This is a genomic window from Wolbachia endosymbiont (group B) of Pilophorus perplexus, from assembly GCF_964028155.1.
In the GTDB taxonomy this organism is placed as follows: domain Bacteria; phylum Pseudomonadota; class Alphaproteobacteria; order Rickettsiales; family Anaplasmataceae; genus Wolbachia.
In genome coordinates, this window is sequence record NZ_OZ034754.1 from 862072 (window position 1) to 879509 (window position 17438).

The 17438-nt window shown below is 34.1% G+C and carries 9 protein-coding genes and 7 pseudogenes; 5 read left to right on the forward strand and 11 right to left on the reverse strand.

Annotation, left to right across the window (positions count from 1 at the left end):
* Positions 1 to 350 precede the first annotated feature (350 nt).
* The 3 pseudogenes from tnpC to ABWU28_RS04420 all read right to left on the reverse strand — a co-directional run.
* A pseudogene (gene tnpC / locus ABWU28_RS04410) lies at positions 351 to 1152 on the reverse strand (IS66 family transposase); the annotation flags it as partial.
* Positions 1153 to 1193: 41 nt separating this feature from the next.
* A pseudogene (locus tag ABWU28_RS04415) lies at positions 1194 to 2022 on the reverse strand (IS630 family transposase).
* A 62-nt stretch (positions 2023 to 2084) separates the two neighbouring features.
* Positions 2085 to 2888, reverse strand: a pseudogene (locus ABWU28_RS04420) (IS4 family transposase); the annotation flags it as partial.
* 80 nt (positions 2889 to 2968) lie between these two features.
* On the opposite strand from ABWU28_RS04420, the pseudogene ABWU28_RS04425 reads away from it, so the two are divergent.
* Positions 2969 to 3827: pseudogene (locus ABWU28_RS04425) on the forward strand (IS256 family transposase); the annotation flags it as partial.
* A gap of 103 nt (positions 3828 to 3930) precedes the next feature.
* On the opposite strand, the pseudogene ABWU28_RS04430 reads toward ABWU28_RS04425, so the two are convergent.
* Both ABWU28_RS04430 and ABWU28_RS04435 read right to left on the reverse strand, forming a co-directional pair.
* Positions 3931 to 4024, reverse strand: a pseudogene (locus ABWU28_RS04430) (IS200/IS605 family transposase); the annotation flags it as partial.
* 49 nt (positions 4025 to 4073) lie between these two features.
* The gene (locus ABWU28_RS04435) at positions 4074 to 4622 is read right to left on the reverse strand and encodes a hypothetical protein (RefSeq protein ID WP_052265027.1); all 549 of its coding nucleotides are present in this window, start codon (positions 4620 to 4622) and stop codon (positions 4074 to 4076) included.
* Positions 4623 to 4818: 196 nt separating this feature from the next.
* Between ABWU28_RS04435 and recO the strand changes: the two genes are divergently transcribed.
* Positions 4819 to 5547: a DNA repair protein RecO gene (gene recO, locus ABWU28_RS04440; RefSeq protein ID WP_007302913.1), complete on the forward strand. Its 729-nt coding sequence runs from the start codon at positions 4819 to 4821 to the stop codon at positions 5545 to 5547.
* Between the two features lie 22 nt (positions 5548 to 5569).
* On the opposite strand, the gene ABWU28_RS04445 is transcribed toward recO, so the two are convergent.
* The 5 genes and pseudogenes from ABWU28_RS04445 to ABWU28_RS04465 form a co-directional block, all read right to left on the reverse strand.
* A complete protein-coding gene (locus ABWU28_RS04445) occupies positions 5570 to 6946 on the reverse strand; it encodes a PleD family two-component system response regulator (protein ID WP_007302914.1) in 1377 nt (458 codons plus the stop codon).
* On the reverse strand, positions 6918 to 7208 hold the full coding sequence (locus ABWU28_RS04450; RefSeq protein ID WP_007302915.1) for a twin-arginine translocase TatA/TatE family subunit: 291 nt from the start codon (positions 7206 to 7208) through the stop codon (positions 6918 to 6920). The genes ABWU28_RS04445 and ABWU28_RS04450 overlap by 29 nt, the downstream gene beginning before the upstream one ends.
* A gap of 5 nt (positions 7209 to 7213) precedes the next feature.
* Complete coding sequence (locus ABWU28_RS04455; protein ID WP_052264805.1) at positions 7214 to 11884, reverse strand: NAD-glutamate dehydrogenase; 4671 nt, start codon at positions 11882 to 11884, stop codon at positions 7214 to 7216.
* A gap of 27 nt (positions 11885 to 11911) precedes the next feature.
* A complete protein-coding gene (gene clpB / locus ABWU28_RS04460) occupies positions 11912 to 14473 on the reverse strand; it encodes an ATP-dependent chaperone ClpB (protein ID WP_353275000.1) in 2562 nt (853 codons plus the stop codon).
* 90 nt (positions 14474 to 14563) lie between these two features.
* Positions 14564 to 15058: pseudogene (locus tag ABWU28_RS04465) on the reverse strand (ankyrin repeat domain-containing protein).
* Between the two features lie 472 nt (positions 15059 to 15530).
* On the opposite strand from ABWU28_RS04465, the gene ABWU28_RS04470 reads away from it, so the two are divergent.
* The 3 genes from ABWU28_RS04470 to ABWU28_RS04480 all read left to right on the forward strand — a co-directional run bounded on the left by ABWU28_RS04470 (position 15531) and on the right by ABWU28_RS04480 (position 16670).
* Positions 15531 to 15767 (forward strand): hypothetical protein, encoded by a 237-nt coding sequence (locus ABWU28_RS04470; RefSeq protein ID WP_213863745.1) that lies wholly within the window; start codon positions 15531 to 15533, stop codon positions 15765 to 15767.
* Positions 15754 to 15993 carry a transposase gene (locus ABWU28_RS04475; RefSeq protein ID WP_019236516.1) on the forward strand — a complete coding sequence of 80 codons (240 nt, stop codon included), beginning with the start codon at positions 15754 to 15756 and terminating at the stop codon, positions 15991 to 15993. Before ABWU28_RS04470 ends, ABWU28_RS04475 begins: the two co-directional genes overlap by 14 nt.
* A gap of 407 nt (positions 15994 to 16400) precedes the next feature.
* On the forward strand, positions 16401 to 16670 hold the full coding sequence (locus ABWU28_RS04480) for a hypothetical protein (RefSeq protein ID WP_019236515.1): 270 nt from the start codon (positions 16401 to 16403) through the stop codon (positions 16668 to 16670).
* A 510-nt stretch (positions 16671 to 17180) separates the two neighbouring features.
* Here ABWU28_RS04480 and ABWU28_RS04485 read toward each other — a convergent pair.
* Positions 17181 to 17354: pseudogene (locus tag ABWU28_RS04485) on the reverse strand (transposase); the annotation flags it as partial.
* Between the last annotated feature and the right edge of the window lie 84 nt (positions 17355 to 17438).

Sequence of the window (17438 nt, forward strand, 5' to 3'; positions counted from 1 at the left end):
ATCTACAAATTATTTATACAGATTACCTAAAAACTCAACTTAAGAATTTTAGATAAAAGTCGTTATATTTCAATAAGACCTCCAAAACCAGCTCTTGTTTCACCGAAATTACAAAAACTTTTCACTTTTTTGAAAAAAATGTTTTACAACGAATAAAAAGCGTGATAGGGTACAATAAGTTTTTTTTTATAATAAGTAAAACTTTAAAGCAAGAAATAATTTAGAAATGCCTCATAATCGAGTTTTAAGCTACCCTACGTGAGTAACTTAGGTCTTGGTGGTATAATTGTACCCTGAGGTTGTAGAATCGCTTTAAAACCCAATTACGGGTATCCGTTCAGAGGTGCGGCTTAAGAGACAATAGATAAAAGGTTTTGAAATGGATTTAACTTTTTTTTGTCTCCAAGTGAGATACAGAGAAATTATCCGCTCAAGGAATCTATTCCCTCGCTCTGACTGTGCAAAATATGAATTCTTACGATAGACAACATAACGCCGTATTTGTCGTTCAACATGATTATTCGTTAATGGGATATTCTTTGGGTCATCCAAAAATGTCCACATCATTGGCTCGGATTTTATAATACCCTTTACCGTTCGTGAAGCTCCTTTTGCTTCAAGTATATAAGATATTTTTATCATGCAGTACTGCATAAATCTTCGCAACTCTTTAGATTGCTTAGTGAACTTTGAAATACTAATTTCATTTTCTGACAAAGCATTTTTTAATGCAAATAATCCATTAGCTGCATCTTTTAAACAATTGCCAAGTCTCATTACTTCACTATTCCAGCTATGAGATAACCTCTCGAAATTTCTCAACAAGTGAGCCCAACAAATTTGTCGTTTTTCATCACTGAAGTAGTTGTAAACTGCATATCTGTCGGTAATTACACGATTTTTGTAATCACAAAATGCACTATTCTTTAAAAACCTCATTCCTCTTGTATCTGCTAACTTCATAAGACTTGCGTTATTGTTGGCAAACATCCAGCACCATCCCAACTTGCCTTTGTTGTAGTGACTGATTTCATCAATATGCAAAATTTCGCTTGCTTTCATTTCTTCCTCTATTTGTTCATAGACTTCTTTACATTTTGATGAGACCCTTGCTTCGCTGTTGGACACACTACCAACACTTATACTCATGTTAATGCTGGGGTTATAACATTTCTCATAATAGTCCGAACAGGTCATAGGAAGGCAGAATCAACAGCACGACGAAAGGATTCGAATAGAGGAATGTTTTTCCTGGCTCTGTTTTTTATAGCAAACCAATAATGCTCAATTTTGTTGAAATCTGGAGAATATGGAGGAAGATATAAAATTTCTGCACCAACTCCTTTAGCAAATCTTATTAGACTTATGAAAAGTAGCATTATCAAGGATAACAGTTTGTCCAGGTTCCAAAATCGGTGTCAGAAACTGCTCAAACCATTTATTAAAGATATCCATATTGCAGTGGCCTTTAAAGGTTAACGGAGCAATTATTTTTCTTCCACTTAAGGCTGCAACCATGCTAATTCGTTGAGTTTTCTTTCCAGATTTTAGGGCATAAAACCGCTGTCCTTTCTGGCAATACCCATAGGTTCAGTGTTATCAATGCCAGACTCATCTATATACACTAATTCTTTAGGTTCTTTTGTTGCTATAACCTTTGAAAATTGAGCTCGCTTTTCTTCATTTCTTTCTTTATATCCGTAGGTCTTTTTTTTCTTGTGAATCCTATATTTTTAAGTGCTCGATGAATTGTTTGTCTACTAATATTGCCCCAGCATCTCTGACTGAGTTTTGCCACCTTGCTCATTTGCAAATTCGGCAAATGCATTCCAGTCGGTAATTTTATGCCACGCTTCCAAGCTTTTTTGATTGAAAATCTCCCGTTTTCTCACGTCTTTTCTTCCACTCATATAAAGTTGTTTTTCCAATCTTAAATCTCTTGGCAACAGTTTCTCCACTCTCTCCTTCATCCAATGCTTCCATTACCTTTTTCCTTAAGTCATAACTATATGCTGCTGGCATGCTTACCATCACTACTATAAATCCATATCTTACCTTTTTTGGACTATTATGAGAAGTGCTATAACTTCTAAAGATGCTATCCTTTTTGGCTTGTTATCTCTAGCCGGAATTTCAACTTCTACTTTTCCAGTACAAGGAACCCTTTCTATAAATTGCCATAATTTTTCTTCTCGAGAATACCTAGATGTTTTATTTACGTTTCGGTTTCTACAAGCTCTTATCAAAACCGCTGAATTAAGACGGTAAGCAAGCTCAAAAAAATCATAAATATCTGCTTCTCTATCACATACCGTTATAGTTTCTGTTTGAGTTGAATCTATAATTTCATTTGTTTTCTTTAAACTTTCTAGCCACTTTATGCTTTCTTTATCTTCAATACTAACGTTTCTACAACGTCTTCTTTTTTCTAGCTCTTGGTCTTCTTTAGATATAGATGGTCTCGAGTAAAGCTTTTGGTCTAGTATTCCTAATGTCAAGCCTTCTGTACTAATCGCAAAAGCTGTGTGCATCATAATACCTTTACTTTGTTTTTTTGAAACAACTGCCAATCCTCTTATTTTTTCATGTCCCATATATGAAATGCAACTTGTATCCTGAATCACAAGAATCCTTTTATGAGTTTTTGTTCTTTCAACAGTTTTTGCAATATGCGATGTTAAGATATCACTTCCTTTTACATTCTCATTTTGAAAAAAACGATAAGCTGCTTTTGCTTCTGACCAACTTCCACATGCTTGATTGATTGAACTTTCAGGTAAACTTATTAAACTATCAGCAATATTTACTAATCGATCTGTCAGTCTTTTATCTCCAAGTGCAGCATCCCCCAATTCATTTCTAGCCCATTCATTACCCTTGTTTGCCATTTTTATACCCTCAATATTCACAAACTTTAATATTCTAATCCTTTATTTATAAGTCCATTTACATTTGTGGGTAATAGTAAGGGTATAGGGACATAGCATCGCATGTAGAGGAGATGTATGACCACAAAATATCTGCAGCAGAAATATCCAATATCACCGACAAATTACTGCCGTTAATCAATGAATGGCGCAGTCGTCCACTGCAATCTGTATATCCAATAGTATTCATGGATGGCATGTTTTTCAAAGTCAAGGAGGACGGGCATTGCGTAAGTAAATGCATGTATAATATATTAGGCATAGATCAAAATGGCAGAAAAGAAGTACTAGGCTTTTATTTAGCCGAAAGTGAAGTTCTGGTTAGGAGTGTTAAATGACCTAAAAGAGAGAGGGGTAGAGGATATTCTGATTGCATGTGTTGATGGTCTAAAAAGTTTTCCTGCGGCTATAAATAGTGTATTTCCCAAAGCAGAAGTACAAATATGTATAGTGCATCAGATAAGAAATTCATTGAAATATGTATCCAGCAAAGATGTGAAAATTTTCATGAATGATTTGAAAAAAATATATCGTGCTTCAAGTAAAGAAATCGCTGAAAATTATTTGCTTGAGCTGGAAGAAAAATGGGGTGAAAAATATCCTTTGGTCATAAAATCGTGGCAAAACAATTGGGAAAATTTGTCTGGTTATTTTAAGTATTCTGGCCCTGTTAGAAGGCTAATTTATACCACCAATCCAATTGAGGGGTTGCATAGATGAATCAGGAAATTCATTAAAACCAAGGGCTCATTTACCAGTACAAATGCCTTGTATAAGTTGGTATATTGTGCTATAAAAAAAGTGGAGCAAAAGTGGATTATGGCTCTCCCTAATTGGGCTTTAACTATGTCTCAACTTGACATCTTCTTTCCCAACAGATTGAAAATTGAGTTGAACTAAAAATGCGGCTTGACACACTTTTTTGAACATTCCCGCCTATTCGAATTTGCCTCGTAAATCCCTTACATCACACCTTCTCATTGGTAGCCATGCAACAAAGCCATCCAATATCTCCAACTAATACTGGATATCGATATTTTGTTATCCACACTATGTGATATATATACAGAGTGACTGCTTTTTCTATAATATTCCACATTCTTTGAGATTTTTCACCTTAAAATTATATTCTTAAAAGGATGGACTTTAAGTCCAGTGTTTTTCTCCTAAATTTGGGACAATAAAATCTAACGTGACTTCGCGCCAAATGTGATGCTGCTCAGCAGGTAAGCCAATTAACGGGCTACATTTATATACTGCACGCATTGCATTATCTGCTGCTGATCTAAAAAGAGGATTATTTTGATAAGAACTACTATCTGCTACGTTGGCTACAACGATCTCGCCTTTACTGGATAATAATAAGTTAATTTTTATACTAAAATTTTCTTTATAAACTATGCTCTCAGGAATGCTCCAACACTCTGTCAGTTTATCCCTTATAGAATTAATAATTTCTGTTACAGCCAATTCATCATCTTTGTTCTCAATATTTTTCTTATCTCTTATTTCATTTTTCACCTCTTTGATGTCTTCTCTTAGTTTTCTTTCTACACCCTTTTTTCTTTTGGGAATTGGAATACCCTCATCAATTTCCTGTATTTCAATAATTTGCCTCGGTTGTACTAACTCAACTAATTCTTTTTTTCTTTGTGGTATAGGAATAACTGACGAATCATCCGTTTGGGCTTTCATTGAAAAAAGCAAAAAACAACATAGAAACAAAAGAAGAGTATGATTAAAATAGAGAGGGCGCATATGTTAAGCAGCTTGTTTTACTGGTTTAAAGCTAATATTGCACATAAAGTCAATATATTTCAGTTGACTTAAACTCAAATTTGCTACACTAATTTTATTATCTCTATAATATCATATGGTCAATATACTCTGAATGAGATGGAAAGATGAAGGTGTTATTATAGCTGTTAAAAAATACGGTGATAAAAATTTAATTCTTTCTCTATTTACAAAAAATCATGGAAAGTGCAGAGGATTAACTAGGTTAACAAACAATAGCAATTATAAGTTTCAAATAAGTAATCTATTACATGCAGAATGGAGTGCTAAGCTACCTGAAAATCTAGGTTTTTTAAAGTGCGAATTGATTGAATCTCCATTTCATCATTTCTTTCAAGATAGGTTAAAAAGCATTGCTATTGTTTCTTTCTCGTCTATATTAGAAAAAGTGCTTCCAGAAAGTGAATCCTGCATCAAGTTATATGATAATTTTAGACACTTCATCGATGTAATAAAACATAATAGCCAGTTTTGGCAAAGTCATTACCTTAACTTAGAGCTTCTGCTTCTTACGCAACTTGGATTTAAGTTAGACCTATCAAAATGTGCTGTAACAGGTGTGAAAGAAAATCTACAATTTATTTCTCCAAAAACTGGTAGAGCAGTGTCAAAAAAAGTAGGTGACTGTTATGCAGATAAATTACTACCTTTTCCACAGATGTTGCATGATGTATACAATAACAACCTACAAAATAGCTACTCATATCAAGAATTCAGACTAGGGTTAAAAATTACAGGGTATTTTTTAAATAAATATCTATTTCTGCAGTTAAATGCGAAATTTCCGGAGTTGAGAAATTTTATGCTATCATTTGAATCTTAGTTACTACTTATTTGAAAGAACTTCAACCAGTAACCACTCTATTTCTACCACTGTTTTTTGCTTTATATAAATATTTGTCAGCACGTACTATAAATTTTTTAACATCATCAAGGTCAGATCTTTGCATTGCTGAAATTCCAATGCTCACAGTTACATTATGGGTTGTATTTTTACCCACAAGTATAAAAGGTTCTTTGGCAATAATTTTCCTTATTCTCTCTGCAATAGTATACGCATCTGATACATTGGTATCTGGCATTACAACAACAAATTCCTCACCACCAAACCTAGCTAATAAATCTGTCACTCTGATATTTTCAGAAATTCTTTTCTGTATTTCCTTTAAAAGTTCATCTCCAGCATTATGCCCAAAGTTATCATTCACCATCTTAAAATAATCTATATCAAGTATCATAAGAGATAAACTTCTATCTTTTTCCACAGAATCCTTAACAATATTTCTTAAGTGTGCATCAAAATATCTTCTATTATAACAGTTAGTTAATGGATCCTTTATAGACATTTCTACATTATTAAATAAATTCATTCTCAAGGCATCTTGATACCTTTTGCGTTTCACTTGCAAATTAACCCTAGCTATTAATTCACTCTCATCTAAAGGTACTGTTAAATAATCATTAGCACCTACATCAAGTGCCTTTACTAAATTGCTTTTATCATAATCTTCAGAAAGGATCAGAATTGGTGTATAACGTGTTTCTACTTTACTACGAAACTTAGAACACAACCGTAGGCCGTCAGTTTTTGAAAACTGCATGTCAGAAATAATCAGGTCGTAATTATCCTTAATACCAACCTTTAATGCTTCTTTTGGATCGTGCAGTATTTTAATTGATCTGAAGCGTTGCTTTAGAACATTGTGTATCTGCTCTGCTTGAAAGGTGTCCTCATCTACAACAAGTATGTTAGCATCAAAAATCTGATTAGAATAATCCATAATACTGCTTTCTGCTACTCCACCAATCTCAGCATTAGTTTCTCCTCTCAAGCACAACTCATCTATTATCATCTTTAAGCGCACAAGAGACTTAATTCTTGCAGATAAAGCAGTTTCATCTATCGGCTTAGTTAGAAAGTCATCCGCACCAGCATTAATTCCTTCCACTCTATCATGAGTGTCATGCAGCGCAGTTACCATAATGATTGGAATATAAGTCGTTAAGGGATCATTCTTTAGCTTCTTACAAACCTCAAAACCACTCATTTTTGGCATCATGACATCAAGTAAGATAATATCTGGCTGCTGTTCCGCTACTAAATCTATCGCCTCCTCGCCATCATAAGCTACAATAACTGTATAGTACTCTGCTTTTAGCTGAGCCTCCAAAAGCTTAACATTAGATGGTATATCATCTACTACTAGGATTTTTGCTGTCATTTTTTGTACTATCTACATTGTAAGTAGGATAAAGCTTGCCATCTTCACCAATTATGTAATTGACTTTTTCAACGTTATGCCCTTCATATAATTCTTTAATTCCGGTATCCTTCAACAATTTCCTAACTCTTGATTTTACAACCCAGAAATACCTATATATATTTTTAATAAGATTAAGAAATACAGGTACTTTACTTTTATCAAAAACAATTATACTCACTAAAGCTACAACTAAAATTTCTGAAAGACCTATATTAAACATTTTTCCTATGAAGCAAGTACTTTAATTCTCCTGATTATGAGTATTAATTTACTTAAATCAAGTTTAGAAGCAACCATCTCATCTAAAAAGCTATTGTAACGCTCTATATAATCCTTATCATTAAGAGCCCAAGTTTGAACCTTATCTATATGATTATCAGTAGCTTTTATAACTTTAACAGCTAGCTTATGATGATAATTGCTTAAATCATCTAATAAATCATTAATTAAGCTGCGATCCCAATAAGAAGAATGGCTTTTAATCTTGACAGCAATTGTTCTAATCATATCAAACCTTAGCAGCGACTTTAATTTAAAGTATATTCTACCAGCTTCAAAGATTGATAAAGATGTCTGTTCAGCAATAGATATAACGTCCAGCGCATAAATAAGAATACGTAAATCAGCAACCTTTTTTGCTAGATCTTTATTTATGTTAAGCTCTACCAAAGAGGTTAATCCATGATTATAGATCTTTAACAGGCGATCATCTAAAATATCATGGCCTAAAGTTTCAATTGCACCCCTAAATTTTGTAACACCATCTAGTTCTACAAGATTAAGCTTACCAAGATTTTTTACTAACCAAAATGATACCCTACCAATAAATTTTTGCACACTTCTCACTACTTGCAAATATGAATCAACATCAATTTTTCCATCCAATTCATCAATTTTCTGCCAAAGGCTACTTAAATTATATAGGTGATTAACAACGATATATATGTTAACTGCTTCATGTACTTTAATTCCAGTACTCTCAACCAAATTATTAATAAATATACAGCCCATCCTATTTACTACATCGTTTGTAATGCAAGTAGAAATAATTTCCCTACAAAGTTGGTGTTTCAATATGGAATCCTTGAACTCTGTTACCATCCTTTGTGGAAAGTAATTTAGTAAGTAATCACGGCACAAAAAATCTTTTTCAGGTAGCTCAGAGTGTATAACTTCATTTTTTATTGCTGTTCTTGCATAAGACATCAGAACAGAAAGCTGAGGAGAACAGAAACCTTCTCCATCAGTTAACATTCTTGCTACCTCTTCTTCAGCTGGAAGAAATTCTACATCTCGGTTTAGCAGCCCAAATTTCTCTAAACTGAGTAATAATTTATGGTGCTGCTCCAACTTTTCTTTAGCTTGCAAGCACTCAAGAAGCAATGCTTTTGTTTCAATCCTGTTATGGTTTTCAAGTACCTTAGATGCAACTTCATCTATCATGCTAGCCAGTATTTCATTCCTTTTTTCCAAGAAAATTCCCCCTTCTTTCATAATTGCAACAAAAGCAATCTTGATGTTAACTTCAAGATCAGAACATATTACTCCTGCTGAATTATCAATAAAATCTGCATTGATATACCCACCTATTTTAGCGTATTCTACCCTTCCAAGCTGCGTGCAACCAAGGTTGCCACCCTCTATAAACATAGAAGCTCTAATATCATGACCGTTTACTCTTAATTCATCATTTGCTTTATCGCCAACCATGCCATGGCTTTCACTTTTTGCCTTAACAAAGGTGCCAATTCCTCCATTCCATATGAAATCCACTTTTGCCTTGAGCAAATATCGAATCAAATCATTTGGAGATAATGTATCTTCCGTTATATCAAAGCACTTTTTCATTTCTTGAGAAATTTCTACTTGTTTGCTACTACGTTCAAATACCCCGCCACCATGAGAAATCAAATCTCTATTGTAATCCATCCAAGTGGAAAACGGTAATTCAAAGAGCCGTTTACGCTCCACGAAACTCTTTTCCGCATCAGGATTTGGATCAACAAAAATATGCATATGATTAAATGCTCCAATTAAACTCATATTTCTTGAAAGCAGCATGCCGTTCCCAAATAGATCGCCAGCCATATCTCCAATTCCAATAACAGTTGTATCCTGGTAAATATCCTTATTCATTCTCCAAAAATGGCGTTGTGCTGCAATCCATGCACCTCTTGCTGTAATACCCATCTTTTTGTGGTCATAACCTGCTGATCCACCAGATGCAAATGCATCTTCGAGCCAAAAGTTACATTCAGAGGATATTTCGTTTGCATAATCAGAAAATGAAGCAGTGCCTTTATCTGCTGCAACTACCAAATATGGATCATCTTCGTCATACCTAATCACATTTTCTGGTGGAGTTATTTTGCCATCAACTACATTATCAGTAATATCAAGCATTCCTCTGATGAAATTCTTATAGCATTCAACACCTTTCTCCCTTAAAATGTTTTTGTCTTTATAAACTTGCTTTATTACAAACCCACCCTTTGCGCCAACAGGTACAATGACCGCATTTTTTGTCATCTGGGCTTTCATGAGTCCCAAAACTTCAGTGCGAAAATCTTCCGTTCTATCCGACCATCTCAAACCACCACGAGCCAACTTCCCTCCTCTTAGATGTATTCCCTCAAAAAGGTTTGAATAAACATACAATTCACGGTATGGGCGCGGGTCAGGTAAACCATTTATTTTACTTGAATCAAATTTGATAGATAAGTATGGCTTATCATCTTGATAATAACTGGTTCTCAAAATTGCCATTATCAAGTTAAATATCGAACGCAAAACGTAATCATTTGAAACGTTGCTGATCTCTTTTAGTAGTTCTTCAATTTTTTCTATCAAAATGCTAGTAGTTTCTGCCCTATCAATATCTATTTTAGTATCAAATCTTGAATGAAATAATTCTACTAAATACCTTACTACTTTTGGATACTCTGATACTACTTTCTGGATATATTCTGGGTTATAGCTAAATGATGTCTGCTTTAGGTAGGCGCTTAGCGCTCTAATCAGAAGCACTTCCTTCCACTTGAGCCCAGCAATAATGATCAAGCTGTTAAAATAGTCATTTTTTATTTCCTTGCTGAACACTTTTACAAGTGTTACCTCAAACTGCTCTTTTAAAGTAATGTTGTCTATTAATTCATCAACTCTTGACAACACAAAATGATGTATCCATATTCCACCGTTGATTTCTATATAATAACCATTATGAGATAGAATCTTAGCCCCTAAATTCTTAGTAACCTTTAATATCTTTGACAATTCAAGGCCTCCGTTGCTTGGAGTGTAAACCTTCAATTGATAGTTGAGATTGTCACGAGTAAGCCTCAAATCAACTTCGCTGACTTTTTTCTTTCTCACTATCTCCAATTTTTTCATATCATAATACGCATCATGAGGTTCAAAATTCTCTTGATAACTTATCGGAAATGCCTTGCAATAGCGGATAAATATATCCTCAACAGTGCTAAAAGTATTATATAAATTGTCTATAAAACGATCTTCCCACTTTTCTGTAATGTTTCTTAACTTGTTTTCGATACGCAAAACTTCATCATCAAAAATGCTAGCGCTTTTGGTTCTTAGCACCACGTGTAATTTCATCAAATCATATTCATTGATAATGTGATTGTTATAAATATCTGAACTTTCTGCATTCGTTTCATCTTTCAATATATCGCGTATCTTAAACATTAGTCTTGCACTAGCATAACGCATCGGTATCAATACTATGCAACTAATAAAGTTCCCTACCTTTCTCAAAAATAATTTGACTCTTGGTCTAATCGCAAGAGACATGATCGAGGTGCAAATTTCAAATAACTCGTCTTCATTTGATTGGAATAATTCGTCACAAGAAAATGCCTGTAAAATGGAAATTAAAGCTTTATTGTTATGGCCACCAGGAACAAATCCTGCCTTTTTTTCTATTGTTGTAACCTTATCCTTTATTACCGGAATAGTTCGAATATCTTGCACTTCTGCTATAGAAGTAAATAGCCCAAAAAAATGCTGTTCCCTTATTACATCACCCTGATCATTAAATTCTTTCACTCCTATACAATTCATATAGGTACGCCGATGAACTATTGAGATTAGGTCTGATCTTAGTATGTATAAAGAATTCAAGCTTTCAGAAAAAATTGATGAATTTTGGTACTCTTCACTTGCTCTCATTAACCCGAGGCTCTCCTTACCACTTAGAGCAAGCTTCCCTTCTTTATTAGTAATGTATTCTTGATAACCTAAAAATACAAAATTGTTATTTTTCAACCAAGCTAGAAAATCTCTGCCTCCAGCATCCAATGCCGGATGCTCAAGAAGCTTCTTGAGCATCAATTGCCAGTCCTTTACAACGCAGTTAACTGCTTTTAGCGTCTTTCGTAGAGATTCTTCTAGTGTATCAACAAAGCTACCGCTTATGCCTTTAATAATTACATATATTACTGACTCTTTGATTCCATTACTTTCTTCTAAAAGATGAATTTTATCTATTAGGCTATTTTTTCTTTGAACATTAATTATGCTGTTACTATAATAGCATATAGTTAAACCGTTTGACTTAATAGTGGAAATGACAGAATCCACTAAAAAGGGCATGTCATAATTTGTGATTTTAATTATAGTGAAATTGCCTTCTATTCCTGAAATATCATTTACATTACTTACTGCCAATTTACTTTCTTCTTTTTCTTTTTTAAGAATGAAGTTGTATGCATCTTCTGCAATGTATAAAAGAAATTTATCGTTGACTTTTAGGTCACTATTATAAACAAAATTATAAAAGTACTGTATAAACTCTTTAATTTTTTCTTTCTCTTTTTTATTCCCTTGATCAACTAGCTTAAATAAAGACTCAACATTAACATTATGATTTATACACATTTTTCAAAACAAAAATACACAGCGAATCTAGATCTTTTTAACTAAGATTTCGTTACCAGAAGTATACACTATTAGCTCATCTCCTTCTACTATTTCCCCAGATAAAACTAACTTAGCTAGATTATTTTGAATGCATTCTTGTATTACCCTTTTCAGAGGCCGCGCTCCATATTCAGGGTCATATCCAGTTTGTGCTATTAGTTCTTTAGCTTCTTGCGATAAACTAATACTCAGTTTACGCTTAGCAAGCATCTTTTGTAAATAAGAGAATTGAACATCTATAATTTTATCAATGTCATCTTTGGTTAAGCTGTGGAATATAATAATTTCATCCAGTCTATTTAAAAATTCTGGACGAAACGCTGACTTAACTATTTTCATCACCTCATCTTTCACAGATTCGGTAGCTCCTCTTAGCATCATCTCAGCTCCAAGGTTAGAAGTTAAAATTAGTATGGTATTACGAAAATCAATTAATTTGCCATGGCTATCGGTTAGTCTACCTTCATCCAAAATCTGCAGTAGTATATTAAATATATCTGGATTTGCCTTTTCTATCTCATCAAACAAAATTACCTGATATGGTCTTCTCCTTACTGCTTCGGTTAATCTGCCACCTTGTTCATAACCAACATATCCTGGAGGCGCACCAATTAACTTTGAAACGGAGTGTTTTTCCATATACTCTGACATATCAAAGCGTAGAAGTGCTGATTGATCATCAAACAAAAATTCGGCAAGAGATTTTGCTAACTCTGTTTTTCCAACTCCGGTTGGACCTAAGAATAAAAATGAACCAAAAGGTCGATTAGTATCCTGAACACCAGAACGGGAGCGCCTTACTGCATTACTTATCGCTTCAATTGCATCTCTCTGCCCTATTACTCTTTTTCCTATTTCATTTTCCATGTTAAGGAGCTTTTCCTTTTCACTATGCATCATGTTATCAACTGGAATGCCTGTCCATTTTGAAACAATATTTGCAATATCACTCTCAGTAACTTCTTTCTTTAGGAAACTATCAGTAACTTTTTCCTGATTTTTTAACTCATTTTCAAGTTGAGGAATCACACCATACATCAATTCCCCTGCCCTTCCTAAATTTCCATTCCGCTGAGCCAATTCTAGCTCTTTCCTCGCATTATCCAATTTTTCAGCAGTTTCTTGTATTTTAGCTATTTTATTCTTTTCCATCTGCCATTTACTGCTTAAGTCAGCAAATTTACTGTTTAGACTCTCAATTTCCTCATTTATCTTTTTTAAACGTTGCTTAGAGTTTTCATCACTTTCTTTTTTCAAAGCCTCTGACTCAATTTTCAGCTGTATAATCTTTCTTTCAAGCTCATCAACAACCTCAGGCTTGCTGTCCATTTCAATTCTAACCCTACTTGCTGCTTCATCAATTAAATCGATCGCTTTATCAGGTAAAAACCTATCTGTTATATATCTATTAGAAAGCGTTGCAGCAGCGATTATTGCACCATCTGTGATTCTAATACCATGGTGCACCTCATACCTCTCCTTCAAACCCCTCAGTATTGAAATAGTATCAGTCTCAGTCGGTTGAGAAATAAACACAGGCTGAAAACGCCTTGCAAGCGCAGGGTCTTTCTCTATATGTTGACGATACTCATCCAAAGTTGTAGCCCCTATACAGCGAATTTCTCCACGCGCAAGAGCAGGCTTGAGCAAATTTGAAGCATCCATCGCACCACTTGTCGCTCCTGCTCCCACTAAAGTATGAAGCTCATCTATAAACAAAATAACTTTGCCCTCTGCTTTTAAAATCTCATTAATCACTGCTTTTAGTCTCTCTTCAAACTCCCCTCTGAATTTTGTTCCAGCAATTAATGCACCTAGATCCAAAGCTAAAACTTTTGCATCACGCAAACCAAGTGGTACATCATTTGCAACAATTCTGTTTGCTAAACCTTCAACTATTGCAGTTTTTCCAACACCAGGTTCACCTATCAGTACTGGATTATTTTTTGTTCGCCTCAACGATACCTGCATAGTTCTTCTGATTTCCTCATCACGACCAATTACAGGATCAAGCTTACCTTGCATAGCAAGCTCTGTAATATCTTTTGTATACCTCTTTGCCGCATTTAATTTTTCCTCGCTATTTGGAGAGTCTGCACTGCCACCTTTTCTCATTTCTTCAATAACTGAATTTAATTTTTGCGGTGTTACACCACCTTCTGCTAAAATTTTACCTACAATTTCATCTTTTTGTGCAGCAAGGCCCTGCAGTAACCGCTCAACAGTAACAAATGTGTCTTTATTTCTCCTCGCAATACCAATTGAATCATCAAAAACTTTTGCTACCTCTCTTGAAAGCTGAAGTCCACCACTACCTGGTCCTCCAACCACTGGAAACTTTTTAATTGCACTACTCACAGCATCAGAAATATTCTGAACATTTCCACCACAAGCGCCTATCAAATCCTGAACTAAACCTGACTCATCTTCAAGCATTACTTTAAGTAAATGTTCAGGCATAAAAATCTGATGCCCAGCTCCCAATGCTTTCATTTGAGCGCTCTGGATTAGGCTTTTTGCTTTTTCGGTAAATTTATTCAAGTCCATAATACAAATTTAACTCATACTTGCTGATATATATAACAACTACTTTCTCAATTTTAAACTTAAAGTCATTCAGCATTCAACCACTATGGATTAAAATCCATAGTGGTTGAATATTTGATCGTAGGGCTTATCTTTGTTATGCCTTGACCTTAACACAGCTACATTTCTAGGTTTTTCCATCATCGTTTATAATGTTAGGATTAGCGCCTTTTTCTAGCAAAAATTTGATAATCCTTAAATCACCATAATATGCAACATTATGTAGTGCTGTGCTTACATACTTGTTAATAATGTTTACGTTAACTCCCTCATCTATTAAAAACCTAACTATCTCTAAATATCCCCTTCTGCAGCATAATGTAACGCAGTTAACTTAGGCATGTGTGTATCAGTATCTAATAAATTTTTTACTGAGAATTTTACAGTTTCTAAGTTACAATTTTGAGAAGCAATGCGTAATATCGTTTTATAATTATCTGCAGCTTTTGACTTCATGTAGTAATAGGTAGCAATAATACATACTATTAATGTTATAAGCCACCAAAAATGCAGCTTTTTTTTTGTATCTTGACTCAATTTATCCATATTCAACATCTTTTTAATATTAAATAGATCATTTACTCATTTTTTATTAACATTACTTACTCAAAGATGATGACAACATAGTAAGGTAACCTGAGTTGGCTTTGTTGCATAGCGAGTAGAGATGGGAGAAAAAAGGGAGAAAATCTAAAGAAAGTGGTTACTTTATTAAGAAATGAACATTGTGTAGAGTATATGCCAAAGAAGATGAAGGTCAGTAATCATTAAAGAGTATAATCAATTTTTAGAAAAAAGAGGAAATGTCTTTCATTTTATCGATGAAGCTATAGAAAACTGGTACGAAAGTTCAGAAAAAATTCCTGGAGATTTATAGCGATAAGGTTGTTATTGCAGTACGTATAGTCGTTAATCTATTTGGAATAGGCTTAAGGCAAGCAGTTGGATTTATAAAAGGATATTTACAAAGTATAGTGAAGAATCTCCAAGTATTCACAAGCTTCTCGTCAAACTTAATTTGAAACTATGTGACCACAGAACAGATAAAAATGACATAGAGAATATTGAAATTGCTATAGATAGTACTGTAATGCATATTTATAGTAACAGTACTCAACATAACAAAGATAACGCCAAGATAAGGAAGTATAATGGTACAGATCAAATAAGAAAGCTATATGTTGCTTTGGACGTAAACAGCAAAAAGGCAATAGCAGTTCGATATACTAATTTTCTTTCACATGATAGCATCTAAAATACTAAAGGAAATGGGTGATATCTATAAGATTAAGTCTCTGCGTGCAGATGGAACTTATGATACAGATAATTTATATAAGTTGTGCAATCAATACAATTTGAAACCCATCATAAAGCCAAGAAAAAATGCAAAAATCTGCAGCAATATAGATTATCTATCAGAAAGAAACAACAACATTAGTATAAGGAAAACTTACCCACTGGAAAAAGAAGACAAGGTATGAAATACGTTCACGTATCGAGAGTTTTTTCCTGAGGCTCAAAAAAACATTTGGATTTAGTTTTAAGAATAAATCTGAGGTAAATCGCTCTCAAGAGGTGCTTTTAAAATGCTATTTTATTAATAACTTTACTGATATAGGTATGCCTATTTTCAAATTTGCCTCGTAAATTCCTTTCATTACTCCTCCTTATTCCTTGCCATTCAACAAAACCTGGGAAGGGCTATACTTGGCAGTGACTACACTTCTTACGGCAGAGCGATAAATGATTGCTGGTTAACCAAATGCTAGGAGAGGGTATGGGTAGTTTGATTTTTTATGTTGTTCTGAAAAGAAGATGTACTATATTTAGTATAAAATTCATAGTTACATGTTAATATTATACTAGTTTTTTAATTAAGGAGAATATTATGAAAAGTAATACAAAAAGTGCTGCTGCGTATAATACTAGAGAAGAAGCGTATGAACAATATTACCATTGCATACGCGCATGTCCTAAAAGTCATCAGGATAATAACGAACTACGTAGTGCATGCATTAGTAAATGTAGGGAAAGTGATTGGAGCTTTGAACAGGATGTAAAATTTAGTGATCAATTAAATTCTATTACGTCTCAGCTCCAGGAAGGGCTGAACGATTTATCTGAGTTGTCATCAGATCTAAATCTAATGAAACTATAAAAAAGAAGATACTTAGTATCTTCTTTGCTATGCAAGCTACTCTTATAGTTGAGTGTCACTAATTAGAGAAGTTTAAGCAGCGCATAACCTTGCTTATATTTTGCATAATATACATTTACGTATATTATAATAGGTATATAGATATTTTTTATTAAAAAGGAAGGGGAGGTGCCTTCGTGTGTTGACATCCTCCCCGCCCTAAAGGGCAAGGATTCCTACCACGTTCAGACCGAAGTCTGAATCATCTCGGTGGGTTCCTGCTTCATCGGGAGGCTAAATGCACTATCCCCTCCACAGGCACAACACGGCATGCCCTGCCGCTAAATCTATTATGCTTTTGTGCATATTCGGTGTCAACACCCGCTTCCGCCTTATATCCCCGCCCTGAAGGATGGGGTTTTACGGTGTTTTTTTGATAAGAAAAAGTCTTTTTCGGTGGTTACACCTATATTCTTTATTTCAGCTTTAAAACTGTTAAAATATAGCCCTTCCCATAATAGTCCAAAAAAATCATAAGAAGTAAGAATCGACAGCATGACGAAAAGATGTGAATAGAGGAATGTTTTTCCTAATTCTATTTTCTATAGCAAACCAATTATGCTCAATTTTGTTAAAATCTGGAGAATAAGGAGGTAGATATAAAATTTCTGCACCAACTCCTTTAGCAAGTTCAGTAATCTTATTAACCCCAGTTATGGATTAGAAAGTAGAATTAATAAAGAGAGGAATAGGGTAAACTCAGGTATTTTAGCAAAAATTAAGAGGTTA